General features: G+C 48.3%; 14 protein-coding genes. 13 read left to right on the top strand and 1 reads right to left on the bottom strand.

All coding sequences use genetic code 11. The features are described from left to right. Positions 1-12 precede the first annotated feature (12 nt). The 11 genes from MKY66_RS28830 to MKY66_RS28780 all read left to right on the top strand — a co-directional run bounded on the left by MKY66_RS28830 (position 13) and on the right by MKY66_RS28780 (position 13,862). The gene (locus MKY66_RS28830; protein WP_076212208.1) at positions 13-1,812 is read left to right on the top strand and encodes a sigma-70 family RNA polymerase sigma factor; all 1,800 of its coding nucleotides are present in this window, start codon (positions 13-15) and stop codon (positions 1,810-1,812) included. Positions 1,813-2,500: 688 nt separating this feature from the next. Beyond that, entirely contained in the window at positions 2,501-2,947 is a 447-nt protein-coding gene (locus tag MKY66_RS28825; RefSeq protein ID WP_017691658.1) for a DUF1641 domain-containing protein, read from the top strand. 24 nt (positions 2,948-2,971) lie between these two features. Further along, a complete protein-coding gene (locus MKY66_RS28820; protein ID WP_036606574.1) occupies positions 2,972-4,153 on the top strand; it encodes an NAD(P)/FAD-dependent oxidoreductase in 1,182 nt (393 codons plus the stop codon). A gap of 317 nt (positions 4,154-4,470) precedes the next feature. Next, positions 4,471-5,115: an SDR family oxidoreductase gene (locus MKY66_RS28815; protein WP_076212206.1), complete on the top strand. Its 645-nt coding sequence runs from the start codon at positions 4,471-4,473 to the stop codon at positions 5,113-5,115. A 55-nt stretch (positions 5,116-5,170) separates the two neighbouring features. After that, positions 5,171-5,926: a response regulator transcription factor gene (locus tag MKY66_RS28810; protein WP_076212204.1), complete on the top strand. Its 756-nt coding sequence runs from the start codon at positions 5,171-5,173 to the stop codon at positions 5,924-5,926. Next, on the top strand, positions 5,923-7,299 hold the full coding sequence (locus MKY66_RS28805) for an ATP-binding protein (protein ID WP_076212202.1): 1,377 nt from the start codon (positions 5,923-5,925) through the stop codon (positions 7,297-7,299). Before MKY66_RS28810 ends, MKY66_RS28805 begins: the two co-directional genes overlap by 4 nt. A 335-nt stretch (positions 7,300-7,634) precedes the next feature. Further along, complete coding sequence (locus MKY66_RS28800) at positions 7,635-8,435, top strand: PepSY domain-containing protein (protein WP_076212200.1); 801 nt, start codon at positions 7,635-7,637, stop codon at positions 8,433-8,435. A gap of 232 nt (positions 8,436-8,667) precedes the next feature. Beyond that, positions 8,668-9,303 (top strand): PepSY domain-containing protein, encoded by a 636-nt coding sequence (locus MKY66_RS28795; RefSeq protein WP_083657137.1) that lies wholly within the window; start codon positions 8,668-8,670, stop codon positions 9,301-9,303. Between the two features lie 467 nt (positions 9,304-9,770). After that, a complete protein-coding gene (locus MKY66_RS28790) occupies positions 9,771-11,174 on the top strand; it encodes an RICIN domain-containing protein (RefSeq protein ID WP_256704265.1) in 1,404 nt (467 codons plus the stop codon). Between the two features lie 233 nt (positions 11,175-11,407). Further along, positions 11,408-12,193: an ABC transporter ATP-binding protein gene (locus tag MKY66_RS28785; protein ID WP_047840868.1), complete on the top strand. Its 786-nt coding sequence runs from the start codon at positions 11,408-11,410 to the stop codon at positions 12,191-12,193. A gap of 1 nt (position 12,194) precedes the next feature. Beyond that, positions 12,195-13,862 (top strand): hypothetical protein, encoded by a 1,668-nt coding sequence (locus MKY66_RS28780; RefSeq protein ID WP_076212194.1) that lies wholly within the window; start codon positions 12,195-12,197, stop codon positions 13,860-13,862. A 438-nt stretch (positions 13,863-14,300) separates the two neighbouring features. On the opposite strand, the gene MKY66_RS28775 is transcribed toward MKY66_RS28780, so the two are convergent. Next, complete coding sequence (locus tag MKY66_RS28775; RefSeq protein WP_179088535.1) at positions 14,301-15,515, bottom strand: Glu/Leu/Phe/Val dehydrogenase; 1,215 nt, start codon at positions 15,513-15,515, stop codon at positions 14,301-14,303. A 346-nt stretch (positions 15,516-15,861) separates the two neighbouring features. On the opposite strand from MKY66_RS28775, the gene MKY66_RS28770 reads away from it, so the two are divergent. Next, positions 15,862-16,377: a DUF2179 domain-containing protein gene (locus MKY66_RS28770; protein WP_076212190.1), complete on the top strand. Its 516-nt coding sequence runs from the start codon at positions 15,862-15,864 to the stop codon at positions 16,375-16,377. Positions 16,378-16,666: 289 nt separating this feature from the next. Next, a complete protein-coding gene (locus MKY66_RS28765) occupies positions 16,667-18,094 on the top strand; it encodes a hypothetical protein (protein WP_143760331.1) in 1,428 nt (475 codons plus the stop codon). Positions 18,095-18,186 lie beyond the last annotated feature (92 nt).

Genomic DNA, 18,186 nt, shown 5'->3' with positions numbered 1-18,186 from the left:
AGGGAGATATACATGGATGGATTAACTAACAATCGCCATATCAGGCCAGGGTTAGATGAGACATTAGAGGATGGGCAAAAGGAGCCCGATATCGCGCTTATCCAACGAGCCCAAACGGGGAATACAGAGGCCTTTGGAGAGTTGATTCACCGTTACCGTGGGCAATTGTTTCGTTATGTGCGAGCACTCACGTATGATTCTTATCTCGCAGAAGACATTTTACAAGATGGGCTTATTCGTGCGTTCATTCATATGGGACAGCTTCAGAATGCTGAGCGTTTTATGGCCTGGATGCAGCGCATTGTGCGTAATCAGGCATACTCACATATGCAGCGCCAAAAGCAGCAGCGGGAAGAACATTTTTCTTCGTTCTTTGCATTTGGATTTGGAGCCGATGATGCCTCATGGAGCGATCAAGACTCGCTCGACATGACGCTGAATCATCTTTTGAATGACACAGATCGGAGATCGCAGGATACAGGCTATGATCCGTATCAAGCTGTTGCTCAGCAGGAAATGAGGAACAATCTCCACAGGCTGTTGGGTTGCCTGAATGAAAGAGAACAACAGGTCTTCACATCATATTGGATGGAGCAGCTGTCACCGCAAGAAATAGCCTGCAAGTTCAATCTGACAAGTGCCAATGTGTATCAAATTCTGTCCCGTTCACGTAAAAAAGTGTCTCAGCTTCATATTCATTTATCTGTAGAAGAAATGCTGGCAGAGTGGAATACACTCGGGCAAAATCGAGTGACTCTGGAGGAACCCCTTTCGTTTCGGGCTCCCCAAACCTGGAACTCGGCAGCAGCATCCATTCACGAGATGTTAGGTTATATCGGTCCATCTCCGTCTCTCCCCATGGTTATGGGGATGAGTGGACTTTCTTTTCGTTTGACCATCCTGCCTCAGGACATACATATTGCTGGACCTACTGCCTATAACTTCAAAGAGGTGCTTACAAGAGGATTGCAACATATGGGTTATCGTTCCCATGCGGTTGAGGCTTTGGCGAGCGAAGCGGGACTCAATGCCAATCTGGTCGATCCTTCGATGCTAGAGGAGAAAGCGAAAGGGAAAAGGTTGCTTAATCCAAGACTTGTCCAGGCCCTCTCCCTGATACGTTACGCCATTCATCGGGGAATTCCGGCCGTCGTGTGGGACCTGAATATTCCCGAATTCGGGTTGATCTATGGCTATGATGATGCAGCCCGGACCCTATACGGTACTGATTTCATTAAATCAGGAACAATTCCCTATGATCATGTAGGCCGGGGTGTGAATCAGGAAGTATTTGTACTGGCAGCCGAATCAGATGGCATGATACGAGAAATGAACTTGAACGCGGCACTGACAGCTGCGTTGGCTCATTATCGTGGAGAGGACCCGTATACCTTGCCGAACACAGTCAGTGGTGTGGCTGCCTATGCAGTCTGGAGAGAAGCCTTAAAATACAGACGGGTAGAACCGAACGGTCACGCCTATAACATTGCGGTTTTGTGGGATGCAAGACGTTATGCAAGTGAGTTTTTCAGAGAAATTTCTCTAAAGTGGGCTTCGACTGCCTGTTATTCCAACTTGATTCCATTCTGTCTTCAGGCAGAAGAGTTATATCGAAACATGTCCCAAAAGTTAAATACACTCACAGAATTATTTCCTTTTCCAGATGGAGGACTGCCTAATGAGAAGCTTCATGCCGATCAGGCTATCTCGATACTTCTGGAATTGGAGGAATTGGAGCGAGCCGCCGTTGTTGTAATAAAAGCGTTGCTTGAAGGAATGGAACAGCATTCCCCAGAAATAGTTATGGTGTGACCTAATTGTAACAATCAGATTGGACATACAGTGAAAACAAATATCAGGAGGCAGGGCGATCCGTCAGGCCTTCTTTTTGTCTTTTTTGCATTCGTGACGCAAGAGGTTCATACTTGAAATAGAAAAGATGTCTCAATGATGGAATAAGGCTGAGCCCAACGCTGCATAATAACGACAGTGACCAATTTCGTTGCATGATTATCTTGATATTGGAAAACAATTCCTGAAATTTTGGATAAACGAATCCTTCCTTGTGTACATATCGCACATCTGGTCATATGTGATCTTGTCTTAATACCACATGTGGTAGGAATACGGATCATGGACAGGAGGATCGGCGGCGTTAGCCTGCCTTCATGGGTTGACAAAAAAATCGATTTTGCTACAATGTTCACAATATCTTCACAAGTGTAAAAAATTTCTTTTTCATGTTCATGTGTAAGAGGTGTAATATAAGGGTATAGAGTTCGGTTTCGGCCTGCTTGTCGTTTTGTGCGTCAACACATGTTGTCCGCAATAGATCCAAGATACAATGCATGATATGGGAGTGGCCATGAGCTACGCTCATCCTATTGTGTGAAATTTGGTACATTTAGATGTATTCGATGTATTTTGTGGTTCGGCTCTGCTTGACAGGCATCATGAAAGTCGCGGACTTCTATCCCAAAGTAAAGGAGGACTTTCTCTTATGTCACAATCGCCTACTCAACAAGAGGTGCCAGTTACAGAAGGTGCCAACGTTTCCGAGCGCCAGTCCTTGGACGTTCTGGATCAACTGATGAAGCCTGAGGTACAGGAGTCTTTAACCGTTCTGGTGGAGAACCTGCCTAAATTGGCTGAAATGGTTACTGCTATGACAAAAGCTTATGACTTTGCACAAAGTGTAGCAACAGACAAAGTTCTGATCAGCGACACAATGAGCGCAATGGGCGAGTTCGCTAAGCCTGTTGTAGACAAAGCTAAAGGTGTAGCTTCTGCTGCCATCGAAGCCAATGACCGTGCGCAAACAGAGCAAACTTCAGTTGGCTTGTTCGCTATGCTGAAAATGCTTAAAGATCCAAACGTACAACAATCGCTTCGTTTTGCTCAATCTTTCTTGAGCATCTTGAACGAGCGTCAACAACCGAAACGTTAAGACTTAGAAGAACGGAGGATGGATATGTCGAAGCAAATTTTGATCTTGGGTGGAGGATACGGCGGTCTGTTGACTGCATTGACTGCGCGTCAATACTTGTCTCCAGAAGAAGCGACAATTACTGTCGTGAACCGTTACCCTACACACCAAATTATCACGGAACTGCACCGTCTTGCAGCGGGAAGCATTGCTGAACAAGCAGTTGCTCTTCCACTCGAAAAATTGCTGCGTGGCAAAAACGTGAACTTGAAAATCGATACGGTGGATACAATCAAGCCGGACGAGAAAAAAGTTCTGATGACCAGCGGCTCCACATACTCTTACGATGCACTTGTCGTTGCCTTGGGCAGCGAAACGGCATTCTTCGGAATTCCGGGATTGCAAGAGTACAGCTTCACGCTCAAATCGGTTAGCGATGCAAACCGTATTCGTGCACACGTTGAAGCACGTCTTGATGCTTACAAACAGTCCGGCAACAAAGCAGACGCTACGTTTGTTATTGGTGGCGGCGGCTTGACAGGTATTGAGCTTGTTGGCGAATTCGCTGACCTGCTTCCTGCTGTATGTCAAGAAAAAGGCATCGACTTCAAAGAAGTATCCCTGTACACAGTTGAAGCAGGTCCTTCCATCCTGGCAGGATTCCCGCCAGAGCTGGTTGAACGTGCTAAATCAAGTCTTGAGAAACGTGGCGTTAACTTCATCGTTGGCGTAGCGATTACCGAGATGAAAGAAAACGAAGTTCTGCTGAAAGACGGCAGCTCCATCCCTACGAACACACTCGTATGGACAGGTGGCGTACAAGGCAACGCGGTTGTTGCTAACAGCGGAATTGAAGTGGATCGTGGCCGTGCGAAAGTTACGGAAGTTCTGCAATCTACTTCTCACAAAGACGTGTTTGTTGCTGGTGACAGCGCAGTAGTCTTCCCTAGCGAAGGCGCTCGCCCTTACCCTCCAACAGCACAATTGGCTTGGCAAATGGGTGAGACTATTGGTCACAACTTGGGCGTTATGTTCAAAGGTGGCGCAATGGAATCCTTCACACCAGTATTCTCCGGTACGCTGGGAAGTCTGGGTCGTAAAGATGCTGTCGGCATGATCGGTGGCAACCAGACTCGTCTGAAAGGTCTGCCTGCAACCATGATGAAAGAAGCAAGTAACATCCGTTACCTGGCTCATATTCACGGTTTGTTTGCACTGGCTTACTAATCTTAATGCCATTCAAGGGCGCCCTTTGGGCGTCCTTTTTGGTTGTCACGATTACAAAGGATAACAGATATTCAGATGGAAAAAAGGTGCGGCAGAAGTGGTCAAATGTGAGGTCGCGTATAAAGTACCTAGGGGATATGGCATATTAATGGGACAACGGAAGACTTCACATTTCTTAGAGGTACTGAACAGGCATGGACATGAAGCCGGCGCTTAGAAGCGCCGGCTTTCGTTTAAATTATAGGATGAGCATCTTTAAATAAAAGGAACGGGGAGCAACAACAAGCCATCCGTTCAACTGAGAGGAGAAATGACATATGAACGTTTTAGTTATAGGAGCAAATGGACAAATTGGAAAGTTTGTGGTGGAGCAGCTGGCACAGGAAGGCAAACATAAAGTAACGGCTATGATCCGCAAACCGGAGCAGGCAGACGCACTGAAGGAACTCGGTGCAGATGTGGTGATCGGTGATCTGGAGGGTAGTGTGGAGGACTTGGCTGAGGCAATGAAGGACAATAATGCCATTGTGTTTACGGCGGGTTCTGGCGGATCTACCGGTCAGGACAAAACACTGCTGATTGATCTCGACGGTGCGGTGAAAACGATGGAAGCCGCAGAGCAGCAAGGAATCTCCAGATATATTCTGGTCAGTGCGTATGGCGCAGATCAACGGGAGAAATGGTCAGAGTCCATTAAGCCTTATTACGTGGCGAAACATTATGCGGATCGTGTGTTGTTTGCAAGTGATCTCAATTACACGATTATACGTCCAGGTGGTCTCAAGAATGAACCGGGCACAGGCAAGATTGCAGTTGGAACCGATCTGGAGCCGGGAAGCATCCCGCGTGAAGATGTGGCCCGTGTCATCGTGGCTTCTTTGCAGGAAGAGAAGACGTACCGGATGGCCTTTGATCTGATTGCCGGGGAGCATCCGGTTGAAGATGCCTTGGGCAAATTGTAGATGTTATTGTAAGATAACGGGAGAATGAAATGATGGGGATGAGGGGGAGCGCTGCATGAACGAAGCCGTGCTGGTCATAGAGGATGAGCCCAAAATAGCACGTCTGCTTGAACTGGAACTACAGTATGAGGGGTATCAGGTAGGCAAGGCTGGTAGTGGAACAGAAGGACTGGAGAAGTATGCAGAAGGACAGTGGGATCTGATTCTGCTGGATGTGATGTTGCCTGGTCTGAGTGGAATTGAAGTGTTGCGGCGAGTACGGGCCAAAGATGCTACGGTACCGATCATTATGCTCACTGCCAAAGATTCGGTAGAAGACAAAGTATCTGGCCTGGATCTCGGAGCCAATGACTACATCACCAAGCCGTTCCAGATTGAAGAGCTGCTTGCCCGAGTTCGGGCCGCATTGCGGCTTAGTGCAGTGGCGTCTGTTGTTTCTTCCGCTTCTTCGTCTACACCTGCTGATACGGGGAATGACTCTCCTGGGCATCAGGATGAAGCTGAGGCGGGCTGGTTGACGGCTGCCGGGTTGAAACTGAATGAAGGAACGCGAGAGGTATCCCGAGATGGTGTGGCCATTGAGCTTACTCCACGTGAGTTCGATCTGCTGGTGTATCTGCTTCAGAATCAACGTCAGGTGCTCAGTCGTGACCAGATTGTGCAGGCCGTGTGGGGATACGATTATTATGGAGATACCAATGTGGTGGATGTGTACATCCGTTATGTGCGCAAAAAGGTGGATAACGGATTCACACCGCCCTTAATACATACCGTACGGGGCGTTGGATACGTCCTGAAGGAACAGTTATGAGCCTGCGCAGTAAAATCTACGGATATTCGTCTGTATTATTTGCTGTGCTGTTAATCGCGGTGAACCTGTCGGTCTACATCGTGTTTGAACGGATGTCGATTGATAACGAGGTTAATCGGGTGGAAGCGGAAGCGGAGTCTATTGTCAAAGGAGTACGTCAGTCTGCCGGTTCCATTCCGCCGGACGACTTGTTGCGGGCCTACGCGCCTGTGAACGGCATGCTTCGGATTGTTAATGAAGACGGCACCAGTTCCCCGGTGACAACAACAGCAGCTTCCGAGCAGCTGAGCAAGCTACCTTATAAGTACGAAAGTGAGAAGAAATTGGAGTATACCCAAGTCGAACAGATTGGTTATGTGTGGGTATCAGTCCCGGTCATCTGGCCTGATGGCGAGGTGGTGAATGTACAAGTCACCGAGAGCATTGCAGAGACGGAGAATCGTCTGTCTGTACTTCGGACTGTGCTTGTGGCAGTCACGATTATTGCTCTGATCCCAGCCATTATCTCCAGCCGGATTCTGGCAAATCGGATGACCAGACCGATTCAGCAGATGACACGCACGATGAGTGACATTCAGTCCAGCGGCCAATTCAAGCGTCTTCCACTGGAGGAAGGGTCGAAGGATGAACTGAAAACGATGGGACAGACGTTTAACCGGATGATGGACCTGCTCGAATCCAACTTTGAACGACAGGAACGATTTGTATCCGATGCATCTCATGAGCTCAAAACACCGCTGACCATTATTGAAAGTTATGCCAGTCTGCTACAGCGGCGAGGAAAAGAGCGGCCTGAGGTATTTGATGAAGCGGTGGAAGCGATTCTGTCCGAATCGGTTCGTATGCGGGAGATGACCGAGCAACTGCTACTGCTTGCGAAGCAGCCAGAGCAGTGGAACGTACAGTTGGAGCGTGTGGATATCACGAGACTGGCGACAGACTCCACACGTGCGTTTCGCGAAGCCTATCACCGTGAAGTCCGGTGTGAAGATCCAGGTTCAATCTGGGCGATCAGCGATGAGAGCAAGCTGAAGCAGCTGTTGTTTATTTTGCTGGATAATGCCCGGAAGTATAGTGAAGATGCAATTGAAGTCAGGCTGGAAGCCAAGGGGCAAGAGTGCCGAATTCGGATTCTAGATAGAGGGATTGGTATGCGGGAGGACGAGCTGGAGAAGGTATTTGACCGATTCTACCGGGTTGATCCGGCCAGAACACGCAGTTTAGGCGCAAGCGGTTCAGGTCTGGGATTGTCGCTTGCCAAAGAGCTTGCAGGAGCAGTTGGAGCACGGATCGAACTGACCAGCACCGAGGGTGAAGGCACCGAGGCTTCGATTATTTTGCCTTTATCGGTTCAGAACGGGCCGCTCTCATGAAATTCTCATTCTTCTCTTATATACTATATAAACTGAACTAAAGATTGTTCACACTGACACTACGATGACAGAACAACCTTCCAATCGCTGTTATCCCCAGATTTTTCGATTCCCTTTTCTCAAGGGGAAAATCCGGGGATAGCGTATGCTTCCGATGTAGCTTTCTTGCAGAAAGCTTGTAGGCGAACGCTTCGCTTTTTCAGGTTTTTTCTGTCCTCTCCGTTACTGTGTAAAAGATTAGTTCATTTTATGTAGTAGCCATTGGAAACTAAACTCAGACCGAATATATAACAGATGAACTTGGGCTATTGGGAGAGTTATAAGGGGGAAACGTGATGACAGAGCATGAGCAGCGACCACCGGAGATGAAACGGCATGAACAGACGAACAGTGGGTGGGCAAAATCGCGAAGATCACTTTGGTGGGGTGCAGGGCTTCTCGTTGTGCTGATTGTGGCTGCTGTTGTGTGGTGGAAGCCGTGGCAATCGACGGGTGCGGTACTTACGGCAGATGCGGCAGCCCAGTCCGTACTGGATCAATATCCAGGGGAGATTGTGAATTCCACGTTGAAGGACGGGACGTATATCATGCAGCTCCGTTCGGAGACTGGCCTATATGATGTGCAAGTGGATGCCGTTACAGCTGCTGTGAATTCCATTAAACGGCTGGAGTCGAACCCGCAAGCGGAAGAGAAGACGTTATGGAGCCGCGAGCAGATCAAGACGGCGTTGTTAAAACAACAGACAGATAACCAATTGGTCTCGCTTGAACTTGTGGAGCAGCAAGGCAGTCCGGTATACACCGCGGTAGTGAAGGCAAAGGATAACAGCCGTGAAGAACTCACCATTGATCCATACACGGGAGAGACGATAGCTTCCAAAACAATAGCAGCCCCGACAACTGAACCAACCAAGGATGATCCCAAACCTCAGTTTCTGAGCGAGAAACAAGCCAAGCAGAAGGCACTTGCGGAGGTCCCGGGGGAAGTAGACGACATCGAACTGCGTGGAACCAACAGCGGGAATCCATATTATCTGGTTGAAATTGATTTGGAGGATGGCCGTGAGGCTATTGTACAGGTGAATGCCATCTCAGGAGCAATTCGTTCGGTGACTTGGGATGAGGACGATGATTAACATTTGTACAGGAATTCATTGAATATAGAGTTACACCTTGTTGGATAGATGATTCCTAATTTAGGGGTCATCTTTTTCATTTCTTTTAGATTACATACATAATGAACACTCATTAATTGAGCATTCTCTTCATTTTCTCATCAAATTCTAATCTAACTCTCGCTGATCTCTCATTCCTGCAGGTTATTCTATAAATGTAGACGAGAACGAAACAACAACAACGAGGAGATGAATGATGATGATGAACAAACATAAACTTTGGATTGGTAGCTTGTCAGCAGCAGTATTACTTGGTGGATCAGCCGTAGCGGCTAGCGGGAATGTGAACGGACAATCGGTGCAAACTACACCAACGTCAACAACACAATCTGCAACACAGAATCAGAACAGCACAGGTAAAATGCTGAATGCATCACAAGCGAAAGCGTTGGCGTTAAAAGCAGCCGATGGTAAAGTGGATGACGTGGATCTGGAGCGTAGAAACGGCCAAACGTTCTATGAAGTTGAGATCGACAGAAAAGGAACCAATGATGTTGTTGTTCGTCTGGATGCTTATACAGGCAAAATCCTTGCGGTTGTGAATGATGATGACTACGATGATGACGACGATTATAAAGGTACTGCAACAGGCAACACATCTAATAACTCTACTTCCAAGCAGGTCAAATTGACGGCATCCCAGGCTTCAAACATTGCGTTGAAACAAGTTACGGGTGGTAAAGTAACCAAAGTCGAGCTGGATCATGATGATGGTCGCTATGTGTATGAGATCGAACTGAGAACTGCTCAAGGTGAAGCAGATGTAGATATCGATGCCAACACAGGTAAAGTGTTATCGTTTGACCAGGATTTTGACGACGAAGATTAAGCAATAAGGGCGAGTATACGCCGATAAAACATCATATAAAAACCTGCCTATGAACAGCCGCACACACCTAGAGATCGTTACATCATGGAGGGGCAGGGCAGGTATAGCAGAGGACGCTTCGGGGGAAGCGTCTTTTTGTTGTTGATCGAGAGATCGGAGTATAAAATTGTACATCTTCCGCCGGATTGTTCACTATTCGAGCAGGAACGTGGCGGATACAATCGGAATCAGGGAGGTGAACGCCCAGCCAGTATTGCCAGGAATTCTAATGCTGAAATGCATCATCGATCGGAGGCAGATGAGACATATCGATTTTCTTTTATGTAAGCGCTCCACAAAAAAACATGGAGGTGCATTACGATATGGCTATGAACGATGGATGGTTGAAAAAGAATACACATTCACGTCGCTTTACCTGCCGCTTAAGTTATCTGCTTGCTTTGGTTTTGGCGCTGCAATCAATAGGTATGCTGCTCGCACCCGGACCGAATGCTTTAGCTGCTCCGCTCAGTGTAACGAACGGGGTACAGTTCAAGGATACTAATGGCAATGTCGTTCATGCTCATGGGGGCGGGATGATCAAGGCAAACGGGTATTATTACTGGTTTGGAGAGAACCGTAATACGAATGGAACGTTCAAGGCCGTATCCGTGTATCGTTCATCGGATCTGAAGAACTGGGAGTATCGCAATGATGTGCTCACCAGCAGCTCGGCAGCCGAGCTAAATATCTCCAACATTGAACGCCCAAAAGTCATCTATAACAGTTCGACTGGCAAATATGTGCTGTGGATGCACAAGGAGAATGGTCTGGATTATGGCGAGGCCCGAGTGGCGGTAGCTACTTCGAATACGGTTGATGGCAACTATACCTATGTGGGCAGTTATCGTCCACTTGGGTATGATTCCAGAGATATGACGGTGTACAACGATAACGGAACCGCTTATCTGATCTCTGCGACCCGGGTGAATGCAGATCTTAATATATATAAGCTGACCCCGGATTTCCTGGGTGTGGAATCCCTTGTCACAACACTATGGCCCGGACAATATCGTGAAGCACCTGCCCTATTCAAAAAAGACGGCGTCTACTTCCTGATCACCTCGGGTGCGACTGGCTGGAATCCAAATCAGGCCAAATATGCGACAGCCTCCAGCATTACAGGTACATGGAGCGGTCTTAGCAATTTTGGAGACAGCACAACGTATGGTTCTCAATCCACCTATGTTGTTCCAGTAGAAGGTTCACAGACCACATCCTATCTCTACATGGGTGATCGCTGGGCTGGTGCATGGAGCGGACCTGTCCAGGATTCCAAGTATGTCTGGCTGCCACTTTCATTCCCGAGCGCAACCAGTCTGGCGATGAACTGGGCCAGCAGTATTACGATAGATACAGCAACAGGGACCGTGACCGGAGTGAGTACACCGGATGTATGGGACCCGAATGCTTCATATCAGCTGATTAGCCGTAAAAGCAACAAATTGCTAAATGTCATTGGGGGTTCTTCCGCCAACGGTGCGGATCTGGAGCAGCGAGCAGATGGGGGGATGACAAGTCAACAGTGGCAGATTACCGATGCAGGTGGCGGTTATGTCAAAATCATCAACCGTTCCAGTGGCAAGCTGATCGGTGTGGAGAATGGTGCCACGACGGATGGGGCTGTCATTGAACAGTGGAATGATGGTGGCTGGGCCAGCCAGCAATGGCAGCTCGTCCATGTAGGTGGTGGTTATTATAAACTGAAGAACCGCAGTACAGGCAAGGTCTTGGACATCTCCAGTCAATCCTTGGCAGATGGGGCTGCGGCCATCCAGTGGACGGATAATGGCGGCACGAATCAACATTTTCAGATTGTTAAGGTGCAGTAAGATGTTTTAAATATTATAAAATAAGGTTCAACATAAAGTGGAAGCCCTTGTCTCTTACCATAAGGTGGGACAGGGGCTTTGTGATGTGTTCACGCTTGTTACGTGATGCTCTTATTCAATGGAATATCCAGATGTTGGCTTACATCGTGAGCTTTATCCGCTCATTACCATACCAAACTGTGGTAAACTAGTAGAATTGTAGAAAAAGATAGAGACAGGAGCTGGATAACGAAGTGAGTGAACAACAAGTGCTGTCCATTGAAAGCTTACGTATGAGATATAACGGACGTTATGTGCTGAACGGCATCGATCTGGAAGTGAATCGCGGTGAGATGATTGGATATATTGGTCCGAATGGGGCTGGCAAAAGTACAACGGTTAAGATTTTACTCGGGCTGGTTGAAGGATATGTAGGCACGGTGCGAATCTTTGGTAAAGATATTGCGGATGGGGATGTAGAGTATAAGCGCAGAATCGGTTATGTTCCGGAGGTCGCGGAATTGTACGAACAATTAACGCCTGCGGAGTATCTGACATTCACGGGGGAGTTATACGGCATGTCCTATGAAGATGCAGATTACAAAGCCAAGTTATTGATGGATTGTTTTGGACTGGAAAAATCATATCATTCCCGCATTGCCTCCTTTTCCAAAGGTATGCGTCAGAAAGTGCTGTTAATTTCTGCGCTGCTGCATGACCCGGATCTGTTGTTCCTGGATGAACCACTCAGCGGATTGGATGCCAATAGTGTGATGGTGGTCAAAGAGATTTTGTCACAATTGTCAGCCAAAGGCACAACGATCTTCTATTCGTCACACATTATGGATGTGGTGGAGAAGATCAGCAGTCGAATTGTACTGATCGCTGAAGGACGCGTAGTGGCAGACGGTACGTTCAAGCAGCTTCAACAGCAATCCATGGAAGGTACGCTGGAGGAAGTATTCAATCAATTAACGGGCTTTAATGAGCACAAAGCCATTGCTGAGCGTTTTGTATCCATTGTGCAGGAGGTGTACTGATATGGAGGAATCCTCCGACTTCCGCACACTCAAGATTCTGGATCGCTTTCGTCCGCTCATCGCCAGAACAGGGGCGGATTATGATGTGCTTCGCCTGATCTTGCGAGTGAAATTCCAGATGGATCAACGCAGAGTACCTACCATTTTGTCCAACAATTCAGGGAAAAAGGAGCGCAAGGAAGGTAATCAGTTTCTTCGATCCCTGTGGTTGTATGGATTAATGGGACTGATGATGGTTCCCTTCATCGTCTGGGATACGGGGCATTTCATGCTTCAGATGGGTCTTGTGTTTGGCATCTTAATGTTTATGATCATGACGTCCATGATCTCGGATTTTTCCTCCGTACTGCTGGACATTCGGGATCGTAATATTATTATGACTAAGCCTGTTAATGGGCGAACGGTGGGTATGGCCCGAGCCATCCATGCAGGCGTTTATCTGCTATTGCTGACGGGTTCATTAACCGGTATACCGCTAATTGCCGCGTTGGTGACGCATGGAATCGGATTCTTTCTGATTTTCCTTGTGGAACTGATTCTGATCAATATGCTGATTTTGGTGACAACGTCTCTGATCTACCTGTTCATGATGAAGTTTCTGGATGGTGAGAAGCTGAAGGATATGATTAACATGGTACAGATTCTGCTTTCCGTGGGGATTGCAATCGGTTATCAGCTGGTGATTCGTTCGTTCAGCATTATTGACTTTGGTATGGTATTTACACCGGCTTGGTGGCAGTTGCTGCTGCCTCCGTTATGGTATGCGGCTGCCTATGAATGGTTATTCGCGGGCGGTGGGAATGTGTGGATATATACGTTCACAGCACTTGCAGTCTTGGTTCCTGTAGTGAGTATGATCGTATATGTGAAGCTTATGCCTGCTTTTGAATTGTATTTGGAAAAAATGGCACATTCGGGTCAGTCCTCCGGACGCAGACGTGGAAGATGGGATCGGTTGATCTCCAAGGTGGTCAGTCGTTCCAGAGAGGAGCAGGCTTGCTTCCGTCTGTCAGCCAGCATGATGCGTAATGAACGGGAATTCAAGCTGAAGGTGTATCCATCGCTTGGTTTATCATTTGTTTTACCTTATGTATTTTGGTTTACCGAATTACAATCTTCTACCTGGGCGGAGTTTAGGCAAAGTTCGTTTGTATACACCTTTTACATTGTGCTGATGCTGGTTGTAACGGTGGTGGTCATGCTGAAATTTTCGGGACAATATAAGGCGTTCTGGACCTTTCGCGCTGCACCGATGGCGAATGATAGCGCGTTATATAAAGGCGCTCTGAAGGCATTCTTATGCAACATGTTCCTGCCTATATTTCTGGCAAATGCCATTCTGTTCACCTTGACATTTGGATTACGGATACTGCCGGATATTGCAATTATTATGTTGACGGCTACGGCGCTTGTCCCACTGGCAGGCAAGTTGTTGCTGCGTAAGCCGCCGTTCTCCCAATCCTTCAGTATGGCGCAGCAAAGTGATGGTTGGTATGTATTCGCCGCCCTTCCTGTACTTGCCATGTTATGGGGAGTCCATGTCTTTTTCCGCTCGGTATCGGGGGGAGTGTGGATCTATGGCGCGCTACTGATTGTAGCGAATGTATTGCTGTGGACGCTGCTGTATCGGGAGAAGAAGACAGCGAAGAAGAGGTCGGTTGCAGTTTGAAGTTGCAGCAGAGCTGAAGAATAAAAGAGTAAAAGAAGGAAATAAAAAGAGGGTGGATTACGTTGAGAGGGACGGTTTACAAGAAAACTCCATGTAATCCGTACAGAGAGCGATTGGAAAAAATGAGCCAAAGGGTCAACGTTCTAGAGAAGTAATAGATTAGAGTACAGTACACCATAGAAGCATGAATTAAACATCGAAGAACGAAGAGCTAAGAACCAAAGCGATAAGGGATTAGAGATGAGAAGGACGAAGTGATAAGAGCTTAGAAGAGTTATGAGTGCTAAGAAGAACTAAGAAGAACTAAGAAGAGCTTAAAGGAGCTAACCTAGACGCTGATGTCAGGGTTAGCTCTTTTTGTTAGGTGATGCTACCCCAAAGAAACTTCATCATAGCTAAATGGAGTGAAGCAGTGTAGGCTCCCCAGGAGGGGGCACCCTATCTCGTATGGCCTGCTCGGAGGATGGATTCCGCTAGCCGATCGGCTGCATCGGCTGTGGAGATTGCAGATTGCGCAGCTTCTGCGTATACCTTGCTCAGCGTGCCTGCAATCCCCGCCACCTTTTGGCGGATCAGGTCAGGCCCGGCGCCTTCCAGCTCGTAGGCGGTGGAGATGATTCCGCCTGCGTTGAGCACATAATCAGGCGCATACAGGATGCCGCGCGCCTGCATGCGGCCTGCAACCAGCTGTCGTTCACTCAGCTGGTTGTTGGCCGCCCCGGCAACGATGGAGCAGCGCAGCTTCTCCACCGTTGCCGGGGTCAGTACGCCCCCTAGGGCACAGGGGGCGAAGACCTTGCAGTCAGCGGCGTGGACATGGGCCGGATCGGCCGAGATGGCGCCGCTGAACTGCCCAAGGGCACGTTGTACACGCTCCGGTACAACGTCTGCCACATTGAGCCGTGCCCCGGCTGCATGCAGGTAACGGCACAGGGCATACCCGACCTTGCCCAGTCCCTGGACGGCAACGGGAATGCCCTGCAAAGATGCAATGCCTTGCTGGCGCAGCGAGGTCACAATGCCGATGTGTACGCCATAGGCGGTCATCTCGGCAGTGAAGTCATCCTGCGCCCCAAGCGAACCCGTGGTGTCCGTCACATGTGCGGTCTCCAGTCGGATCTGGTCCATGTCTGTCGCCGTGGTACCCAGATCAAGACCGGTCACGTATCGCCCGTTCAGCCGCTCCAGACAACGACCCAATGCACGAAAGCGCTGCGCCCGCTTGGATACATCCGTATCCAGACTTTTATCTTGTGAATGTGTCATCTCATCAGCGGCGACTTTCCGTTCAGCGGCAGCGCCCTTTTGCTGCTCTACCCCTAGATTTCCAACGACCTGCTTACCACTTTGAGACCCGCAACCATCCTCATCCGGTTTCGCATTCTTGGCAAAAGGTACATCCCATATGACCACTTTCCCGCCACCATACGGCAGTCCGGAGATTGCATTTTTGTACGTCATGCCTTTAGCAAGCTTCACAGCATCCCGAACAGCTTCTTCCTCGGATGCATACGTCCAGTAGCGGCATCCTCCGAGCGCAGGCCCAAGGACCGTGTTATGAATGGCAATGACCGCCCTCAATCCACTAACTGCATCATGGCAAAAAATGAGTTCCTCCATGCCTTCCCGCTCCATCTCCTGCCATAGCTGCATGACGGTACCCCCTTTTTGTTTTGACCCATCCATCCTCGTTTTGACCTGATATCCTGTGCCAGCGTGCTTGGCTTTATGATGATACAGCATATTCACAGGTACCGATTTTCGACCCTGGGACCTCCGCCGGGTTGATAATCGGTACAAACGGTTCTATAATTGCAGTTCCGACATGCCAGAGAGCAGAAAATGCCTACGGATTTACATTCAACCGTTTAGAATGAGGGCATAACGTCCAATGATGGAGATAGAGCGAACATACAGGAAGCATAGATGAAACGAAATCGTCGAGTATATGCAGCAAAGGGCCAATTCCGTTGGGAGGGCCAGGAAAGAGGGATTGTGATTGTTTAAAATATTGGTATTTATCTTTTTGATCCAGATTGTGTACGTATCCGCTTATACACTCCGGATGATTCTGACACTCAAAGGCCAGAAATACATCGCCGCACTGATCAGCATGGGTGAGATTGTGATCTATGTACTCGGTCTGAATCTGGTGCTCCAATACCTGACTCAGCCTTCGGCCCTGATCGTGTACGCGGTGGGTTATGGACTCGGTGTATTACTCGGGGCCTGGATTGAAGAGAAGATTGCCCTCGGTTACATTACCGTTAAAGTCATCTGTAACCAGATGGGCAACAACGTCGCGAATGCCCTGCGAGATAAAGGATATGGTGTTACTGCATGGGTGGGCAGTGGACGTGATGGAGATCGGCTTGTGATGGAGATTCTGGCAAAACGTAAAAACCAGAAACTGCTCTACCAGACGATTCTCGATCTGGACCCTAAAGCATTTGTTATTACCGTGGAGCCCAAACAGTTCCATGGCGGCTTCTGGACACGTTCCATCAAAAAGTAAAATCGAGCAGGTCTGCGGCAGATGCAGTCCTGCTTTTTTAATTTCATCCCATCTGGAATTGTCTTGTTGCCACGATATATCCCTGAAACCTTACTCCCCAAGTTAACTCCGTACGATTCAAGGTTGCTTCCAGTACAATCTCTAGCTACATCAGCATTCCCACCTATATGTGAGATAGGGATTATTGTTGTAATCGCTTTCAACACTTACATTGAGAACATGTCCTTCGTAACACGGCATGGCAGCGATGGACGAATGTTATCATCATATATTGGGAGGAATGGAATCGATGAAAATCAAATTTCGAAGTTTATGCAGCACAGCCTTGGCTCTAACGTTGGTGTTAACTTTATTGTCCGGACCAGCAAGTGTGCAGGCAGCGGGTAACGCAGACTACAATCTTACAGGCTTCTCCCAAGGGAATGCGGGTGGCGGGATCATTAGCGAATCCAACACAGCTACGTATAAGAAAGTGTATAATGCGACCGATCTGGCATTGGCGTTGAAAAAGAACTCCGGTGTCAAAGTTGTCGAGATCATGAACGATCTGAATCTGGGATGGAATGAAATTCCGAGCGCAGCGCAGACTTCTCCTTTTGCCAAGCATAATGATGCGCAGACGCATCCCGTATTAAAACAGACCGGTGTCAGCAAGCTCACGATTGACGGTTTCAATGGACTCACGATTTTCTCCGCCAACGGCTCCAAAATCAAACACGCTGCGATCAGCGTGAAACGAAGCTCCAACGTCATCATCCGCAACCTGGAATTTGATGAGTTATGGGAATGGGATGAATCCACCAAAGGTGATTACGACAAGAACGATTGGGATTACATCACCCTGGAGGAGAACAGCAACGTATGGATTGATCACTGCACATTTAATAAAGCCTATGACGGACTCGTCGATTCGAAAAAAGGAACCAGCGGCGTGACCATCTCCTGGTCCCTCTTCAAAGGGGATGACGGCAGCTCGAACAGCTGGGTTACCCAGCAGATTAACGAATTGGAAGCAAACAAGGCTTCCTATCCCATGTACAACTACCTTCGCAGCAGTGCTGTAGGTCTCAGCAAAGCCGATATTATCGCCATCTCTGGACCGCAAAAGAAAGGACATCTGGTCGGTTCGACCAGCCTGGAATCAGCTAACGCCAACCTGTCCATGACCCTGCACCATAACGTGTACAAAGATATTCAGGATCGGATGCCACGCCTGCGTGGAGGCAACGCACATGCATACAACATCGTGATGGATTCGACAGGGGCACGTGCCGCTAAAGCCAAAATTACAACGGGGATGGCAACAGCGATTGCGTCCAAAGGTTATAAGTTCGATATCATTGGCAATGGGGCAATCTCGACAGAGAGCGGAGCCGTATTAGTTGAGAAATCAGTCATCAAGGACGTGCTGTATCCTGTTCGCAACAATCAGACCGATCCGGCAGATCCAACCTATACCGGCAAAATCAGAGTGACCGATACTATGTATTCTTTGGATGGAAGCTCATTCCGTGGCAGCAGTGATACGTCTGGCAGTCCACTGGCACCAATCCCGGCCGTGGTGAAATCGTTCTCCTGGAACGGCTTCTCGACACTTCCTTACAGCTATACCACGGATGATCCATCTACGTTGAATGCACGCCTCACGGCTTCCAATGGCGCGGGTTCGGGTAAATTGACCTGGTCCAAGGACAATTGGTTGAAGACAAGTTATTGATATCAGAGTAACCTGTTGCTTTTACGTTCTTCAAATAAGGAAAAGAGTGCTCCTGCAGCTACGATAGCCGGGGGTGCTCTTTTTATATAATT

This window comes from Paenibacillus sp. FSL R5-0766, from assembly GCF_037971845.1.
In the GTDB taxonomy this organism is placed as follows: domain Bacteria; phylum Bacillota; class Bacilli; order Paenibacillales; family Paenibacillaceae; genus Paenibacillus.
The sequence above is the reverse complement of the archived record's forward strand: the minus strand, read 5'-3'. Positions and strand labels throughout refer to the sequence as shown.

What these genes read in the sequence shown, in the direction of transcription:
- MKY66_RS28830 (WP_076212208.1), top strand. Translation starts at nt 13, where the DNA reads ATGGATGGATTAACTAACAATCGCCATATCAGGCCAGGGTTAGATGAG.
- MKY66_RS28825 (WP_017691658.1), top strand. Translation starts at nt 2,501, where the DNA reads ATGTCACAATCGCCTACTCAACAAGAGGTGCCAGTTACAGAAGGTGCC.
- MKY66_RS28820 (WP_036606574.1), top strand. Translation starts at nt 2,972, where the DNA reads ATGTCGAAGCAAATTTTGATCTTGGGTGGAGGATACGGCGGTCTGTTG.
- MKY66_RS28815 (WP_076212206.1), top strand. Translation starts at nt 4,471, where the DNA reads ATGAACGTTTTAGTTATAGGAGCAAATGGACAAATTGGAAAGTTTGTG.
- MKY66_RS28810 (WP_076212204.1), top strand. Translation starts at nt 5,171, where the DNA reads ATGAACGAAGCCGTGCTGGTCATAGAGGATGAGCCCAAAATAGCACGT.
- MKY66_RS28805 (WP_076212202.1), top strand. Translation starts at nt 5,923, where the DNA reads ATGAGCCTGCGCAGTAAAATCTACGGATATTCGTCTGTATTATTTGCT.
- MKY66_RS28800 (WP_076212200.1), top strand. Translation starts at nt 7,635, where the DNA reads ATGACAGAGCATGAGCAGCGACCACCGGAGATGAAACGGCATGAACAG.
- MKY66_RS28795 (WP_083657137.1), top strand. Translation starts at nt 8,668, where the DNA reads ATGATGATGATGAACAAACATAAACTTTGGATTGGTAGCTTGTCAGCA.
- MKY66_RS28790 (WP_256704265.1), top strand. Translation starts at nt 9,771, where the DNA reads ATGCTGCTCGCACCCGGACCGAATGCTTTAGCTGCTCCGCTCAGTGTA.
- MKY66_RS28780 (WP_076212194.1), top strand. Translation starts at nt 12,195, where the DNA reads ATGGAGGAATCCTCCGACTTCCGCACACTCAAGATTCTGGATCGCTTT.
- MKY66_RS28775 (WP_179088535.1), bottom strand. Translation starts at nt 15,515, where the DNA reads ATGCAGCTATGGCAGGAGATGGAGCGGGAAGGCATGGAGGAACTCATT.
- MKY66_RS28765 (WP_143760331.1), top strand. Translation starts at nt 16,667, where the DNA reads ATGAAAATCAAATTTCGAAGTTTATGCAGCACAGCCTTGGCTCTAACG.